Source organism: Ancylobacter pratisalsi, from assembly GCF_010669125.1.
In the GTDB taxonomy this organism is placed as follows: domain Bacteria; phylum Pseudomonadota; class Alphaproteobacteria; order Rhizobiales; family Xanthobacteraceae; genus Ancylobacter; species Ancylobacter pratisalsi.
Genome location: NZ_CP048630.1, coordinates 103,745 through 116,744 on the forward strand (window position 1 = coordinate 103,745; position 13,000 = coordinate 116,744).

General features: G+C 62.4%; 23 protein-coding genes. All 23 read right to left on the reverse strand.

The features are described 5' to 3' along the window. Positions 1 to 38: 38 nt before the first annotated feature. Entirely contained in the window at positions 39 to 533 is a 495-nt protein-coding gene (rplO, locus tag G3A50_RS00530; protein WP_163073299.1) for a 50S ribosomal protein L15, read from the reverse strand. A 21-nt stretch (positions 534 to 554) separates the two neighbouring features. Beyond that, positions 555 to 746: a 50S ribosomal protein L30 gene (gene rpmD / locus G3A50_RS00535; RefSeq protein ID WP_163073300.1), complete on the reverse strand. Its 192-nt coding sequence runs from the start codon at positions 744 to 746 to the stop codon at positions 555 to 557. Between the two features lie 26 nt (positions 747 to 772). Continuing rightward, positions 773 to 1,324, reverse strand: a complete 552-nt coding sequence (gene rpsE / locus G3A50_RS00540; protein ID WP_152301896.1) for a 30S ribosomal protein S5 — start codon at positions 1,322 to 1,324, stop codon at positions 773 to 775. A 43-nt stretch (positions 1,325 to 1,367) separates the two neighbouring features. Then, positions 1,368 to 1,730 (reverse strand): 50S ribosomal protein L18, encoded by a 363-nt coding sequence (rplR, locus tag G3A50_RS00545; RefSeq protein ID WP_163073301.1) that lies wholly within the window; start codon positions 1,728 to 1,730, stop codon positions 1,368 to 1,370. Between the two features lie 12 nt (positions 1,731 to 1,742). Continuing rightward, on the reverse strand, positions 1,743 to 2,276 hold the full coding sequence (rplF, locus tag G3A50_RS00550) for a 50S ribosomal protein L6 (protein WP_163073302.1): 534 nt from the start codon (positions 2,274 to 2,276) through the stop codon (positions 1,743 to 1,745). Positions 2,277 to 2,295: 19 nt separating this feature from the next. Then, positions 2,296 to 2,694 carry a 30S ribosomal protein S8 gene (gene rpsH, locus G3A50_RS00555; RefSeq protein ID WP_163073303.1) on the reverse strand — a complete coding sequence of 133 codons (399 nt, stop codon included), beginning with the start codon at positions 2,692 to 2,694 and terminating at the stop codon, positions 2,296 to 2,298. A gap of 13 nt (positions 2,695 to 2,707) precedes the next feature. Then, a complete protein-coding gene (rpsN, locus tag G3A50_RS00560) occupies positions 2,708 to 3,013 on the reverse strand; it encodes a 30S ribosomal protein S14 (protein WP_163073304.1) in 306 nt (101 codons plus the stop codon). A gap of 57 nt (positions 3,014 to 3,070) precedes the next feature. Next, positions 3,071 to 3,628: a 50S ribosomal protein L5 gene (rplE, locus tag G3A50_RS00565; RefSeq protein WP_163073305.1), complete on the reverse strand. Its 558-nt coding sequence runs from the start codon at positions 3,626 to 3,628 to the stop codon at positions 3,071 to 3,073. After that, positions 3,621 to 3,938, reverse strand: a complete 318-nt coding sequence (gene rplX, locus G3A50_RS00570; RefSeq protein WP_163073306.1) for a 50S ribosomal protein L24 — start codon at positions 3,936 to 3,938, stop codon at positions 3,621 to 3,623. The genes rplE and rplX overlap by 8 nt, the downstream gene beginning before the upstream one ends. Beyond that, a complete protein-coding gene (rplN, locus tag G3A50_RS00575; protein WP_163073307.1) occupies positions 3,938 to 4,306 on the reverse strand; it encodes a 50S ribosomal protein L14 in 369 nt (122 codons plus the stop codon). Before rplN ends, rplX begins: the two co-directional genes overlap by 1 nt. Positions 4,307 to 4,392: 86 nt before the next feature. Further along, a complete protein-coding gene (gene rpsQ, locus G3A50_RS00580) occupies positions 4,393 to 4,641 on the reverse strand; it encodes a 30S ribosomal protein S17 (protein ID WP_163073308.1) in 249 nt (82 codons plus the stop codon). A 10-nt stretch (positions 4,642 to 4,651) separates the two neighbouring features. After that, entirely contained in the window at positions 4,652 to 4,861 is a 210-nt protein-coding gene (gene rpmC, locus G3A50_RS00585; RefSeq protein WP_163077147.1) for a 50S ribosomal protein L29, read from the reverse strand. 11 nt (positions 4,862 to 4,872) lie between these two features. After that, positions 4,873 to 5,286: a 50S ribosomal protein L16 gene (gene rplP / locus G3A50_RS00590; RefSeq protein ID WP_163073309.1), complete on the reverse strand. Its 414-nt coding sequence runs from the start codon at positions 5,284 to 5,286 to the stop codon at positions 4,873 to 4,875. 30 nt (positions 5,287 to 5,316) lie between these two features. Further along, entirely contained in the window at positions 5,317 to 6,024 is a 708-nt protein-coding gene (rpsC, locus tag G3A50_RS00595) for a 30S ribosomal protein S3 (RefSeq protein WP_163073310.1), read from the reverse strand. Continuing rightward, positions 6,024 to 6,404: a 50S ribosomal protein L22 gene (gene rplV / locus G3A50_RS00600; protein WP_163073311.1), complete on the reverse strand. Its 381-nt coding sequence runs from the start codon at positions 6,402 to 6,404 to the stop codon at positions 6,024 to 6,026. Before rplV ends, rpsC begins: the two co-directional genes overlap by 1 nt. 10 nt (positions 6,405 to 6,414) lie before the next feature. Beyond that, entirely contained in the window at positions 6,415 to 6,693 is a 279-nt protein-coding gene (gene rpsS / locus G3A50_RS00605; RefSeq protein ID WP_163073312.1) for a 30S ribosomal protein S19, read from the reverse strand. Positions 6,694 to 6,710: 17 nt separating this feature from the next. Next, the gene (rplB, locus tag G3A50_RS00610) at positions 6,711 to 7,544 is read right to left on the reverse strand and encodes a 50S ribosomal protein L2 (RefSeq protein WP_163073313.1); all 834 of its coding nucleotides are present in this window, start codon (positions 7,542 to 7,544) and stop codon (positions 6,711 to 6,713) included. Positions 7,545 to 7,566: 22 nt separating this feature from the next. Beyond that, positions 7,567 to 7,863 (reverse strand): 50S ribosomal protein L23, encoded by a 297-nt coding sequence (locus G3A50_RS00615; RefSeq protein ID WP_163073314.1) that lies wholly within the window; start codon positions 7,861 to 7,863, stop codon positions 7,567 to 7,569. Then, positions 7,860 to 8,480, reverse strand: a complete 621-nt coding sequence (gene rplD / locus G3A50_RS00620) for a 50S ribosomal protein L4 (protein WP_163073315.1) — start codon at positions 8,478 to 8,480, stop codon at positions 7,860 to 7,862. Before rplD ends, G3A50_RS00615 begins: the two co-directional genes overlap by 4 nt. Continuing rightward, positions 8,480 to 9,226: a 50S ribosomal protein L3 gene (gene rplC, locus G3A50_RS00625; protein ID WP_163073316.1), complete on the reverse strand. Its 747-nt coding sequence runs from the start codon at positions 9,224 to 9,226 to the stop codon at positions 8,480 to 8,482. The genes rplD and rplC overlap by 1 nt, the downstream gene beginning before the upstream one ends. Positions 9,227 to 9,248: 22 nt before the next feature. After that, a complete protein-coding gene (rpsJ, locus tag G3A50_RS00630; protein ID WP_013166261.1) occupies positions 9,249 to 9,557 on the reverse strand; it encodes a 30S ribosomal protein S10 in 309 nt (102 codons plus the stop codon). 112 nt (positions 9,558 to 9,669) lie between these two features. Further along, on the reverse strand, positions 9,670 to 10,860 hold the full coding sequence (tuf, locus tag G3A50_RS00635) for an elongation factor Tu (RefSeq protein WP_163073317.1): 1,191 nt from the start codon (positions 10,858 to 10,860) through the stop codon (positions 9,670 to 9,672). Between the two features lie 55 nt (positions 10,861 to 10,915). Further along, positions 10,916 to 12,991, reverse strand: coding sequence for an elongation factor G (gene fusA / locus G3A50_RS00640; protein ID WP_163073318.1), 2,076 nt, complete (start codon positions 12,989 to 12,991; stop codon positions 10,916 to 10,918). Positions 12,992 to 13,000: the final 9 nt, after the last annotated feature.

Consider the following 13,000-nt stretch of genomic DNA (forward strand, 5'->3'; position numbering starts at 1 on the left):
TGCCCTGTAGGACTTTATAGAAAGGCCTGACTTAAGCGTCAGGCCGCCGTTTTTCCAGCCTTGGACTTCGACGCAAGCAGCGTCGCCGTGCCACCGGCCTTCTCAATCGCTTCGATCGCCGACTTGGTGGCGTGCGCGACCTCGAGGGTCACCTTCGACGTCAGCTCTCCGCCGCCGCCAAGCACGCGCACACCGTCACGGACGCGACGCAGAACGCCGGCCTCGACGAGCACCGCCTCGGTGATGGTCACACTGGCATCGACCTTGCCGGCATCGATCGCGGTCTGGAGGCGGCCGAGGGTAACCTCGTTCCAATCCAGTGCGAAGATGTTGTTGAAGCCGCGCTTGGGCAGGCGACGATGGATCGGCATCTGGCCGCCCTCGAAGCCCTTGATCGCGACGCCGGTACGCGAGGTCTGACCCTTCACGCCACGTCCGCCGGTCTTGCCCTTGCCGGAGCCAATGCCACGGCCGACGCGCATGCGCTTCTTGCGTGCGCCGTCGTTATCCTTGATCTCGTTTAGGCTGCTCATCGCCTGTCTCCTTCAGCGCCGTCAGGCTTCGACGACGCGGACGAGGTGGCGGACCTTCTGGATCATGCCACGCACGGCCGGGGTATCTTCGAGCGTCGAACGACGCCCAAGCTTGTTAAGGCCGAGACCGATAAGGGTCGCCCGCTGGTCGTCGGGGCGACGGATCGCGCTCCCGACCTGCTCGACCGTAACCGTCTTGCTGCTGTTCGCCATGATAAGCTCCACTACCTTTCAGGGCGTCAGTCTGTCGCTTCAGCGTCGTCGACACGACGACGGGACTGAAGCTGAGACACCTTCAGGCTGCGGCGCGCGGCCACAAGGCGCGGGCTGTCCTGATTCTTCAGCGCATCGAAGGTGGCGCGAACCATGTTGTACGGGTTCGACGAGCCGAACGACTTCGCCACCACGTCCTGCATGCCCAGCGTCTCGAAGACGGCGCGCATCGGGCCGCCCGCGATGATGCCCGTACCGGCCGGAGCCGCGCGCAGAATCACCTTGCCGGCGCCGTGATGGCCATGCACGTCATGATGCAGGGTACGGCCTTCGCGCAGCGGCACGCGGATCAGCGCACGCTTCGCGGCTTCCGTCGCCTTGCGGATCGCCTCCGGCACTTCACGGGCCTTGCCGTGACCGAAGCCGACGCGACCCTTCTGGTCGCCGACAACAACCAGGGCGGCGAAGCCGAAGCGACGGCCACCCTTCACAACCTTAGCAACACGGTTGATGTGGACCAGCTTGTCCACGAACGTGTTGTCGCGATCCTCGCGTTCACGCTCACGTTCACGAGCCATGATCATATCCTCGTCGTTCTGCGGGGGGATCCCGCTCGTGATCTCAGAAGTTGAGACCGCCCTCGCGGGCGGCATCGGCGAGCGCCTTGACGCGGCCGTGATAAATGAAGGCGCCGCGGTCGAAGACCACGTCCTTCACACCGGCTGCGACGGCGCGTTCCGCCACGAGCTTGCCGATCGCCTGAGCCGCGGCGACATCCGCGCCGGTCTTCAGGCTTTCCCGCAGGGTCTTCTCAAGCGACGAGGCGGCGGCGATGGTAACGCCGCGCGCATCGTCGATGACCTGCGCATAGATGTGCTTCGACGAGCGATGCACCGAGAGGCGCGGCCGCCCGTTCGCCGTCGTGCGAAGAGCACGACGGACACGCGCCTTACGGCGCTCGGTAGCGTCCTTGAACTGTGCCATGGTTCCGATCCGTTACTTCTTCTTGCCTTCCTTGCGGAAGATGAACTCGCCAGCGTATTTGACGCCCTTGCCCTTGTAGGGCTCGGGACCACGGAAGTCGCGGATTTCCGCAGCAACCTGGCCAACCTTCTGGCGATCAATGCCGGTGATCACGATCTCGGTCGGCTTCGGCGTGACGATCTGAATCCCCTCGGGGATCGGATAGTTCACGTCGTGGCTGTAACCGAGAGCCAGGCTCAGGTTCTTACCCTGAACCGCGGCGCGATAACCGACGCCGCTGATCTCAAGCTTCTTCTCGAAGCCCTTCGTCACACCCTCGACCAGATTGGCCACGAGCGTGCGGGAAAGACCCCACATGGACTTGTGGCGGTTGGTCTCGCCGCGCAGCGCGAACAGGATGGCCCCGTTCTCGAGCTTCACGCCGATCTCTTCGACCACGTTCACTTCCAGGGCACCCTTGGGGCCCTTCACCTTGACCGTCTGACCATCGACCGACGCGGTAACGCCGGCGGGGATCTCTACGGGGGCTTTGCCGATCTTGGACATTGCTCTCTCTCCCTCCAGGTCAGAAGACCGTGAAGAGGACCTCGCCGCCCACGTTCTTGTCGCGGGCTTCGTGGTCCGCCATCACGCCCTGGGGCGTGGAGACGACAGCGACGCCGAGACCGTTGGCGACGCGCGGAAGGGTTTTGACCGACGAATAGACCCGCCGGCCGGGCTTGGAAACCCGGGAGATCTCACGGATCACCGGCTCGCCATCATAGTACTTCAGTTCGATCTCGAACTCGCTACGCCCATTGACAGGCTCCGAAGCCGAATAACCGCGGATGAAACCCTCGGCCGTCAGAACTTCGAGAACGCTGGCGCGCAGACGCGAGCCGGGCGTGGAGATCTTTTCCTTACGCCGCATCTGCGCATTGCGGATGCGGGTGATCAGATCGCCGATTGGATCAGACGTGGACATGGATCGGCCCTCCTCACCAGCTCGACTTAACGAGGCCGGGGATCTGCCCCTGCGAACCAAGTTCGCGGAGCGCGATGCGGCTCATCTTAAGCTTGCGATAGTACGCGCGCGGACGGCCGGTGATCTCGCACCGGTTGCGGATGCGCACCTTCGCCGAGTTCCGCGGGAGTTCCGCCAACTTCAGGACCGCCGCGAAGCGCTCCTCGATCGGCAGTTCCTTGTCGTTCACCAGGGCCTTGAGGCGAGCCCGCTTGCCCGCGTAGCTCTTGACCAGCTCGCGACGGTGCTCGTTCTTCTCGACGGCGCTTTTTTTCGCCATATGCTTTGCTCCAAGTCTCCGCGTTTGGGGTTCTACCCCACGGCCGGAAGGGGATGCTTACTGACGGAACGGGAAGTTGAAGGCCTTCAGAAGCGCGCGCGCCTCCTCGTCCGTCTTCGCCGTCGTGCAGACGATGATGTCCATGCCCCACATCTGATCAACCTTGTCGTAGTTGATCTCGGGGAACACGATGTGTTCCTTGATGCCCATAGCATAGTTGCCGTGGCCATCGAAGCTCTTGGGGTTCAGACCCCGGAAGTCACGAACGCGCGGCAGGGCGATGTTCACGAGCCGATCAACGAACTCGTACATGCGCACCTTGCGAAGGGTGACCTTGGTGCCGACCGGCTGGTTTTCACGCAGCCGGAAGTTCGAGATCGCCTTGCGAGCCCGGGTGACTACGGCCTTCTGGCCGGCGATCAGCGCCAGGTCCGCCGCAGCGGTCTGCACCTTCTTCGTGTCGGCAGTCGCCTCGCCAACGCCCATGTTGATGACGATCTTCTCGATGACCGGCACTTCCATGACGTTCTTATAACCGAACTGCTCGGTCATCTGCTGACGGATGTTCTCCTCATAGAAGGATTTCATCCGCGGGGTGTAGCTGGTCTCAGCCATCAATCTTCTCCCCCGAGCGCTTGGCGACACGCACCTTGGTGCCGTCAGCCTGCACAAGGAACCCGACGCGGGTGGGCTTGCCATCCTTGGGATCGGCGATCGCGATATTCGACAGGTCGATCGAGGCCTCTTTCGAGATGATCCCGCCTTCCTGATTCGCGCTCTGCCGCTGGTGGCGCTTCACCATGTTAACGCCGCGCACCTTGGCGACGTTATCCTTGGGAAGCACTTCAATGACCTCACCGGTGCGACCCTTGTCGCGGCCAGCGAGGACGACGACCTTGTCGCCCTTCTTGATCTTAGCCGCCATCACAGCACCTCCGGCGCCAGCGAAATGATCTTCATGTGGTTCTTCGCGCGAAGCTCGCGCGGAACCGGCCCGAAGATACGGGTGCCGACCGGCTCTTTGTTGTTGTTGATCAGCACGGCCGCATTGCGGTCGAAACGGATCACAGTGCCATCGACGCGACGGATGTCCTTGGCGGTACGAACGACGACCGCCTTCATCACGTCGCCCTTTTTCACACGGCCGCGCGGAATAGCTTCCTTCACCGACACCACGATGATGTCGCCGACATGGGCGTATTTACGCTTCGAACCGCCAAGCACCTTGATGCACATGACGCGACGCGCACCGGAATTGTCCGCCACGTCGAGATTGGTCTGCATCTGGATCATGACGCACCTATTTCTCGCAAAAACTGCGCTCACCCACTGGGCGGCGCACCCTCAACCCCGTTTCCGGGAAGCTCAGACGGAAAAGCTCAGACCACAGCCCGCTTTTCACCCTGGACGACGATCCAGTTCTTCAGCTTGGACAAGGGGCGGTGCTCCTCGATCCAGACAGTGTCGCCTTCCTTCCACACATTGCCCTCGTCATGGGCGTGGTACTTCTTGGAACGACGGACAGTCTTCTTCAGCAGGGGGTGGGTGAAACGGCGCTCGACACGGACCACGACGGTCTTGTCCTGCTTGTCGCTCACCACGACGCCCTGGAGCAAACGCTTTGGCATCGCCCTCTCCTCACTTAGCCTTGGCCGCAGAAGCGGCCTTCTGGGCATGAATCGTCTTGACCCGCGCGATATCGCGGCGGACCTGACGCACACGCGCCGTGTTCTCGAGCTGGCCGGTTGCCCTCTGGAAACGAAGGTTGAACTGCTCCTTCTTGAGCTTCAGCAGCTCGTCGGAGAGTTCGTCCACCGTCTTGGTCCGGATATCGGAAGCTTTGGTCATCATTCCCTCCGTCACTCAGCAATCCGCTCGACGAAGCGGGTCTTGACCGGCAGCTTGGCCGCGGCAAGACGAAGTGCTTCACGCGCGATCTCCTGGCTGACGCCATCGATCTCGAACATGATGCGACCCGGCTTGACCTTGGCCGCCCAGAAATCGGGAGCGCCCTTGCCCTTACCCATACGAACTTCGGTCGGCTTGGAGGAAACCGGCACGTCAGGGAAGACGCGAATCCACACCCGGCCCGCACGCTTCATGTGACGGGTGAGCGCGCGACGCGCAGCTTCGATCTGGCGCGCCGTAACGCGCTCCGGTTCAACGGCCTTCAGCCCGAACTGGCCGAAGTTGAGGTCAGTTCCGCCTTTCGCGACGCCATGAATGCGTCCCTTGAACTGCTTGCGGAACTTTGTGCGCTTTGGTTGCAGCATGTCGCGCCTCTTATTCCTTCTTTACTCGGTTCACGCCGCGTCGCGACGCGACGAGCGACCACCCGAGGGCTCACCATCCGTCTGGCGCTTATCCTGCGCCATCGGGTCGTGCTCGAGAATCTCACCCTTGAAGATCCAGACCTTCACACCACAGGTGCCGTAGGTCGTGAAGGCGGTGGCCGTACCGTAATCCACGTCCGCGCGCAAGGTGTGAAGCGGCACGCGCCCTTCACGATACCATTCCAGGCGGGCGATCTCGGCGCCGCCGAGGCGACCCGAACAGTTGATACGAATACCTTCCGCACCCAGACGCATCGCCGACTGAACGGCGCGCTTCATGGCGCGGCGGAATGCCACACGACGCTCAAGCTGCTGCGCGATCGACTCGGCAACCAGCTTGGCATCGATTTCGGGCTTCCGAATCTCGACGATGTTGATGAAGACTTCCGAGTCGGTCATCTCGGCAACCTTCTTGCGAAGCTTGTCGATGTCCGCGCCCTTCTTGCCGATCACCACGCCGGGACGCGCCGAGTGAATCGTCACGCGGCACTTCTTGTGGGGACGCTCGATCACGATCTTCGACACCGCAGCCTGCTTGAGCAGCTTCTGCAGCATCTCGCGGATCTTGATGTCCTCGTGAAGCAGCTGACCGTATTCACCCTTGCCCGCGAACCAACGCGAATCCCAGGTGCGGTTGATGCCGAGCCGGAGCCCGACCGGGTTGACCTTCTGACCCATCAGGCCTTCTCCTCGACTTCACGCACCACGATCGTGATATGCGAGAACGGCTTCTCGATACGGCTGGCCCGCCCGCGAGCGCGCGCCGCGAAGCGCTTCATGACCAGACCCTTGCCGACATGAGCCTCGGCGACGATGAGATCATCGACATCGAGTTCATGATTGTTCTCGGCATTCGCGATGGCCGATTCCAGGCACTTCTTCACGTCGCCTGCGATCCGCTTGCGGGAGAACTGCAGGTCGGCGAGCGCGGTCGCGACCTTCTTCCCCCGGATCAGGCCGGCGACGAGGTTGAGCTTCTGGGGGCTCACGCGAAGATTGCGTGCAACCGCCTTGGCTTCCGTATCCGCGAGCGCGCGCGGACGAGCTGCCTTACCCATGATGCTGCCTCTACTTGCGCTTGGCTTTCTTGTCCGCAGCGTGCCCGTAATAGGTGCGGGTCGGAGCGAACTCGCCGAACTTGTGGCCAACCATGTCCTCGGACACTGCGACCGGCACATGCTTGTTGCCGTTGTAAACGCCGAAGGTGACTCCGACGAACTGCGGCAGGATCGTGGAGCGACGGCTCCAGATCTTTACGACGTCGTGACGACCCGAGCTGCGCGCGGCTTCCGCCTTCTTGAGGAGGTAGCCGTCGACGAACGGACCTTTCCAGACCGATCGAGACATTATTCAGTTCCCCTCGCTCATTTCTTGCGGGCGTGCCGGCTCGACACGATGAACTTGCTGGTGGACTTGTTCTTCCGGGTCTTCTTGCCCTTCGTGGGCTTGCCCCACGGGGTGACCGGATGACGACCGCCCGACGTACGGCCTTCGCCGCCACCGTGCGGATGGTCCACCGGGTTCATGGTGACGCCGCGGTTATGCGGACGACGACCCAGCCAGCGCTTGCGCCCGGCCTTGCCCAGGTTGGTGTTCATGTGGTCCGGGTTGGAAACCGAACCAACCGTGCCACAGCATTCGCCGTGGACAAGGCGCTGCTCACCCGAATTGAGACGCAGGATCACATAGCCCTGGTCGCGACCAACGATCTGAGCGTACGAACCCGCCGAACGGGCGATCTGCCCGCCCTTGCCGATCTTGAGCTCGATATTGTGCACGATGGTGCCGACCGGCAGGCTGCCGAGCGGAGCCGTGTTGCCCGGCTTCACGTCCACGCTCTTCGCCGAGATCACCTTGTCGCCGATGGCAAGGCGCTGCGGAGCGAGGATGTAGGACAGCTCGCCGTCCTCATACTTGATGAGGGCGATGAAGGCCGTGCGGTTCGGATCGTACTCGATACGCTCGACAGTGGCCGACATGTCGCGCTTGGAGCGCTTGAAGTCGACGACACGATAAGCCTGCTTGTGCCCGCCGCCACGAAAGCGAACGGTCACCCGACCCGTGTTGTTGCGGCCGCCAGCTTCCGACTTGCCCTCGGTCAGCGTCTTGACCGGCTTGCCCTTGTACAGGGACGAGCGGTCGACGATGACGAGCTGACGGAGGCTCGGCGTTACCGGCTTGAAGGTTTTGAGCGCCATGTCTCTGATCCCTTTCCCCGGCTCACAGACCCGTCGTGATGTCGATGGAGTGTCCCTCGGCGAGGGTCACGACCGCCTTCTTCACGTCGTTCTGTACGCCCTTGCGGCCCTTGAAGAACTTCGTCTTCCCCTTGCGGACCAGCGTGTTCACGTTCTCGACCTTCACGTCGAAAAGCTTCTCGACCGCTTCCTTGATCTGCGGCTTGGTAGCCGTCAGAGCAACCTTGAAGACGACCTTGTTGTGCTCGGACGCCGCCGTCGCCTTCTCGGTAATCACCGGGGAAACGATCACGTCGTAGTGGCGCGGATCGATACTCATTTGAAGCGCGCCTCCAGAGCGTCGACAGCCGCCTTCGTCAGAACCAGGGTCTGACGACGGAGGATGTCGTAGACGTTGATGCCCTGCACGGGCAGCACGTCCAGGTGGCCGACATTGCGCGAAGCGAGGCCGAAATTGGCATCGACCTCAGCGCCCGAAATAACCAGCACGTTGGACAGGCCGAGACCCGCCAGGCGCTCCTTGAGCAACTTGGTCTTGGGCTCGGACAGCACCGCATCGTCGAGAACGACGATCTGCTGGTCCTTTGCCTTCGACGACAGCGCATGCTTCAGAGCCAGCGCGCGCACCTTCTTGGGCAGCTCGCTTGCGTGGCTGCGCGCCACCGGACCGAACGCCTTGGCACCGCCGCGGAACTGCGGTGCGGAAGCCGCACCGTGGCGAGCGCCGCCGGTGCCCTTCTGCTTGTACATCTTGCGCTTGGTGCGGTTCACGTCCGCCCGCGACAGGGTCTGGTGCGTACCAGCCTGACGGCGCGAAAGCTGCCACACCACGCAACGGTGCAGGATGTCCTGACGCGGCTCGAGACCGAAGATCTCGTCCGAGAGGGTGACGGAACCGGCTTCGGCCCCGTCGAGTGTCTTGACGGTGAGTTCCATCACACGTTCTCCTCGGCCGCAGCTTCAGCCACCGGCGCATCGGCCGGCGTCTCGCTGACCGCCACATCGCCGGGGATCCGGAACTTGCCCGGCTTCGGCGCTTCGGCCGGCAGCTTCTTCTTCACCGCATCCGCGATCAAGATCCAGCCGCCCTTGTTGCCCGGAACCGCGCCTTCGACCGCGATCAGTCCACGCTCCACATCGGTCAGAACGACCTTGAGGTTCTGCGTGGTCACAGTCTCAGCGCCCATGTGACCGGGCATCTTCTTGTTCTTGAAGGTCTTACCCGGGTCCTGACGACCACCGGTAGAACCGATCGAACGATGCGAAACCGACACGCCGTGCGTGGCACGAAGACCGCCGAAGTTGTGGCGCTTCATACCACCGGCAAAGCCCTTACCGATCGAGGTGCCGGTCACGTCAACGAACTGGCCCACAACGAAGTGGTCCGCCGTCAACTCGGCACCGACCGGGATCAGCCCCTCTTCCTCGACACGGAACTCCGCCAGCCGGCGCTTGGGCTCGACCTTCGCAACCGCGAAGTGCCCGCGCATGGCGCGCGTCGTGTTCTGCGGCTTGGCCCGGCCAACGCCGAGCTGAACCGCCACGTATCCGTTCTTGTCGAGTGTCCGGTGGGCGACCACCTGGCAATTATCGACTTTCAGCACAGTGACCGGAATATGCTCGCCTGCATCGGTAAAGATGCGGGTCATTCCGACCTTCTGGGCGATGACGCCTGACCGCATGGCCGTGTCCCCTCGCCTTCTCTCAGAGCTTGATCTCGACGTCGACACCGGCGGCGAGGTCGAGCTTCATCAGCGCGTCCACCGTCTGGGGTGTCGGGTCGACTATGTCCAGCAAACGCTTGTGCGTCCGCATCTCGAACTGCTCACGGGACTTCTTGTCCACGTGAGGAGACCGATTGACCGTGAATTTCTCAATCCGCGTCGGCAGCGGAATGGGACCGCGAACCTGGGCGCCTGTACGCTTCGCCGTCGAGACGATCTCGCGGGTGGAAGCGTCCAGGATACGATGATCGAACGCCTTGAGGCGGATCCGAATGTTCTGGCCGTTCATTGACTTCAGGCTCCCAGAGGGTTCGCCAACTTGGTGCCTGCCTCGGCGATCCGAAACAGGTTCCACGAAAAAGGGGCGCAGGACGACCCGGCGCCCCCCGGGATTGAATGCGTCACTCGATGATCGAGGCGACGACGCCGGCGCCGACGGTGCGGCCGCCTTCGCGGATAGCGAAGCGCAGCTTCTCTTCCATCGCGATCGGCACGATCAGCGCAACGTCAACCGTGATGTTGTCGCCCGGCATCACCATCTCGGTGCCTTCGGGAAGCGTCACGATGCCCGTCACGTCCGTCGTGCGGAAGTAGAACTGGGGACGGTAGTTGGTGAAGAACGGCGTATGACGGCCGCCTTCTTCCTTCGTCAGGATGTACGCCTCGGCCTTGAACTTGGTGTGCGGCTTCACCGAACCCGGCTTGCACACGACCTGTCCACGCTCCACGTCCTCACGCTTCGTGCCGCGAACCAGAATGCCGACATTGTCGCCGGCCTGGCCCTGGTCAAGAAGCTTGCGGAACATCTCGACGCCGGTAACCGTCGTCTTCGTCGTCGGGCGGATGCCGACAATCTCGACTTCCTCGCCGACCTTGATGATGCCGCGCTCGACGCGACCCGTCACGACCGTGCCGCGACCCGAGATCGAGAACACGTCCTCGATCGGCATCAGGAACGGCTGGTCAACCGGACGCTCCGGCTGCGGGATGAACGAATCAACCGCTTCCATCAGCTTCAGAACGGCCTTCGAGCCAAGCTCCGGATCCCCGTTCTCCAGCGCCACAAGCGCCGAGCCACGGATGATCGGGATGTCGTCGCCCGGGAAGTCGTACTTCGACAGAAGCTCGCGAACCTCAAGCTCGACAAGCTCAAGAAGCTCTTCGTCGTCGACCATGTCGCACTTGTTCAGGAACACCACCAGCGCCGGAACGCCGACCTGGCGCGCCAGAAGGATGTGCTCGCGGGTCTGCGGCATCGGGCCGTCAGCCGCCGACACGACCAGGATCGCGCCGTCCATCTGCGCCGCGCCCGTGATCATGTTCTTCACATAGTCCGCGTGGCCGGGGCAGTCGACGTGCGCGTAGTGACGGTTCGCGGTCTCGTATTCGACGTGCGCCGTCGAAATCGTGATGCCACGCGCCTTCTCTTCAGGCGCCTTGTCGATCTGGTCGTACGCCGTAAACGTCGCGCCGCCCGTCTCCGCAAGAACCTTCGTGATCGCCGCCGTCAGCGACGTCTTGCCATGGTCAACATGGCCAATCGTCCCAATGTTGCAGTGGGGCTTCGAACGGTTGAATTTCTCTTTGGCCACGGGGCTCTCCGTCGGTCGGTATTCGATGTTGTTACGAATTCGTTCAGGGGTAGGCTCAGGCGTACTTCGCCTGAACCTCCTGAGCGACGTTCGACGGCACCTGCTCGTAGTGGTCGAACTGCATGGTGAAAGTCGCGCGGCCCTGGCTGAAGGACCGAAGCGTATTGACGTAGCCGAACATGTTGGCCAGCGGGACCATCGCATTCACGACGTTCGCATTGCCGCGCATGTCCTGGCCCTGGATCTGGCCGCGCCGCGAGTTCAGGTCGCCGATAACCGATCCGGTGTAGTCTTCCGGGGTCACGACCTCGACCTTCATGATCGGCTCGAGCAGAACCGGGGCACCCTTCTGCAGGGCCTCACGGAACGCCGCGCGGGACGCGATTTCGAAGGCCAGAGCCGACGAGTCGACTTCGTGGTAGGCGCCGTCGACCAGGGTCACCTTGACGTCCACGACCGGGAAGCCGGCGAGCACGCCCGACCCCAGAACGCTTTCAAGACCCTTATTGACGCCAGGGATGTATTCCTTCGGAACCGCGCCACCGACGATGGAGCTCTCGAAGGTGAAACCCTTGCCGACCTCGTTCGGCTCGACGACGAACTTCACCCGGGCGAACTGGCCGGTACCACCGGTCTGCTTCTTGTGGGTGTAGTCGACTTCGTACTTGCGCGTGATCGTCTCGCGATAGGCCACCTGCGGAGCGCCGATGTTGGCATCGACCTTGTAGGTACGGCGCAGGATGTCGACCTTGATGTCGAGATGCAGTTCACCCATGCCCTTGAGAATGGTCTGACCACTCTCGAAGTCAGTCGACACGCGGAATGAGGGATCCTCGGCGGCCAGCTTGGCAAGAGCGATGCCCAGCTTCTCCTGGTCAGCCTTGGACTTCGGCTCGATCGCGATCTCGATGACCGGCTCGGGGAATTCCATCTTCTCAAGGATAACGGGCTTCAGCGGATCGCAGAGCGTGTCACCCGTGCGGACTTCCTTGAGGCCGGCCAGAGCGACGATATCGCCGGCATAGGCTTCCTTGATGTCCTCACGGTTGTTCGCATGCATGAGCAGCATGCGGCCAACGCGCTCCTTCTTGTCGCGGGTCGAGTTCAGCAGACCCATGCCGGTTTCGATCTTGCCGGAATAGACGCGGCAGAAGGTGATCGTGCCGACGAACGGGTCGTCCATGATCTTGAACGCCAGAACGGAAGCGGGCTCGCTGTCCGACGGCTTGCGATCGGTCTCTTCTTCGGTGTTGAAGTCGATACCCTTGATCGCGCCACGATCGATCGGGCTCGGCAGGTAGTCGCAGACGGCGTCGAGCAGGGGCTGCACGCCCTTGTTCTTGAAGGCCGAACCGCAGAACACGGGGTTGAACACGCGGCCGATAACGGCCTTGCGGATCAGCGACTTCAGGGTCGCCTCGTCGGGCTCAACGCCGTCGAGGTAATTGGTCAGCACCTCGTCGTCGAGCTCGACAGCCGCCTCAAGCAGCTTGCCGCGATATTCGATCGCCTTGTCGAGCAGATCGGCAGGGATCTCCTCGTCGTGGAACTTGGCGCCCAGCTCCTCATTGTCCCAAACAACAGCCTTCATGCGGACCAGATCGATCACGCCCTTGAAGTTGTTCTCGGAACCGATGGGAAGCTGACAGCACACCGGGTTGCCGGCGACGCGGTCGATGATCATCTCGACGCAGCGGTAGAAGTCAGCGCCGGTCTTGTCCATCTTGTTGACGAACACGACGCGCGGCACGTTGTACTTGTCCGCCTGGCGCCACACCGTCTCGGTCTGCGGCTCCACACCCTGGTTGCCATCGAGCACGCACACCGCACCGTCAAGCACACGCAGCGAACGCTCGACTTCGATGGTGAAGTCGACGTGGCCGGGAGTGTCGATGATGTTCAGGCGCTTGCCGTGCCAGTAAGCGGTCGTCGCGGCCGACGTGATCGTAATGCCGCGCTCCTGCTCCTGGGTCATCCAGTCCATGGTGGCAGCGCCATCATGGACTTCGCCGATCTTGTGGCTCTTACCGGTATAGTAGAGGATCCGCTCAGTCGTGGTGGTCTTGCCAGCATCAATGTGGGCCATGATGCCGAAGTTACGGTAGTCTTCGATAGCGTTCATGCGCGACATATCAGATCC

Excerpts from the sequence above, each read along its gene's own strand:
- rplX (WP_163073306.1), bottom strand. The coding sequence starts at position 3,938 with ATGGCGGCTAAGATCAAGAAGGGCGACAAGGTCGTCGTCCTCGCTGGC.
- rplP (WP_163073309.1), bottom strand. The coding sequence starts at position 5,286 with ATGCTGCAACCAAAGCGCACAAAGTTCCGCAAGCAGTTCAAGGGACGC.
- rpsN (WP_163073304.1), bottom strand. The coding sequence starts at position 3,013 with ATGGCGAAAAAAAGCGCCGTCGAGAAGAACGAGCACCGTCGCGAGCTG.
- rplR (WP_163073301.1), bottom strand. The coding sequence starts at position 1,730 with ATGGCACAGTTCAAGGACGCTACCGAGCGCCGTAAGGCGCGTGTCCGT.
- rpsQ (WP_163073308.1), bottom strand. The coding sequence starts at position 4,641 with ATGCCAAAGCGTTTGCTCCAGGGCGTCGTGGTGAGCGACAAGCAGGAC.
- rpmD (WP_163073300.1), bottom strand. The coding sequence starts at position 746 with ATGGCGAACAGCAGCAAGACGGTTACGGTCGAGCAGGTCGGGAGCGCG.
- rpsC (WP_163073310.1), bottom strand. The coding sequence starts at position 6,024 with ATGGGTCAGAAGGTCAACCCGGTCGGGCTCCGGCTCGGCATCAACCGC.
- rpsS (WP_163073312.1), bottom strand. The coding sequence starts at position 6,693 with ATGTCTCGATCGGTCTGGAAAGGTCCGTTCGTCGACGGCTACCTCCTC.
- rpsE (WP_152301896.1), bottom strand. The coding sequence starts at position 1,324 with ATGGCTCGTGAACGTGAGCGTGAACGCGAGGATCGCGACAACACGTTC.
- rplB (WP_163073313.1), bottom strand. The coding sequence starts at position 7,544 with ATGGCGCTCAAAACCTTCAAGCCGGTAACGCCGAGCCTCCGTCAGCTC.
- rpsJ (WP_013166261.1), bottom strand. The coding sequence starts at position 9,557 with ATGAACGGCCAGAACATTCGGATCCGCCTCAAGGCGTTCGATCATCGT.
- rplO (WP_163073299.1), bottom strand. The coding sequence starts at position 533 with ATGAGCAGCCTAAACGAGATCAAGGATAACGACGGCGCACGCAAGAAG.
- rpmC (WP_163077147.1), bottom strand. The coding sequence starts at position 4,861 with ATGACCAAAGCTTCCGATATCCGGACCAAGACGGTGGACGAACTCTCC.
- fusA (WP_163073318.1), bottom strand. The coding sequence starts at position 12,991 with ATGTCGCGCATGAACGCTATCGAAGACTACCGTAACTTCGGCATCATG.
- rplV (WP_163073311.1), bottom strand. The coding sequence starts at position 6,404 with ATGGGTAAGGCAGCTCGTCCGCGCGCGCTCGCGGATACGGAAGCCAAG.
- rplN (WP_163073307.1), bottom strand. The coding sequence starts at position 4,306 with ATGATCCAGATGCAGACCAATCTCGACGTGGCGGACAATTCCGGTGCG.
- rplE (WP_163073305.1), bottom strand. The coding sequence starts at position 3,628 with ATGGCTGAGACCAGCTACACCCCGCGGATGAAATCCTTCTATGAGGAG.
- rplD (WP_163073315.1), bottom strand. The coding sequence starts at position 8,480 with ATGGAACTCACCGTCAAGACACTCGACGGGGCCGAAGCCGGTTCCGTC.
- G3A50_RS00615 (WP_163073314.1), bottom strand. The coding sequence starts at position 7,863 with ATGAGTATCGATCCGCGCCACTACGACGTGATCGTTTCCCCGGTGATT.
- rpsH (WP_163073303.1), bottom strand. The coding sequence starts at position 2,694 with ATGTCCACGTCTGATCCAATCGGCGATCTGATCACCCGCATCCGCAAT.
- rplC (WP_163073316.1), bottom strand. The coding sequence starts at position 9,226 with ATGCGGTCAGGCGTCATCGCCCAGAAGGTCGGAATGACCCGCATCTTT.
- rplF (WP_163073302.1), bottom strand. The coding sequence starts at position 2,276 with ATGTCCAAGATCGGCAAAGCCCCCGTAGAGATCCCCGCCGGCGTTACC.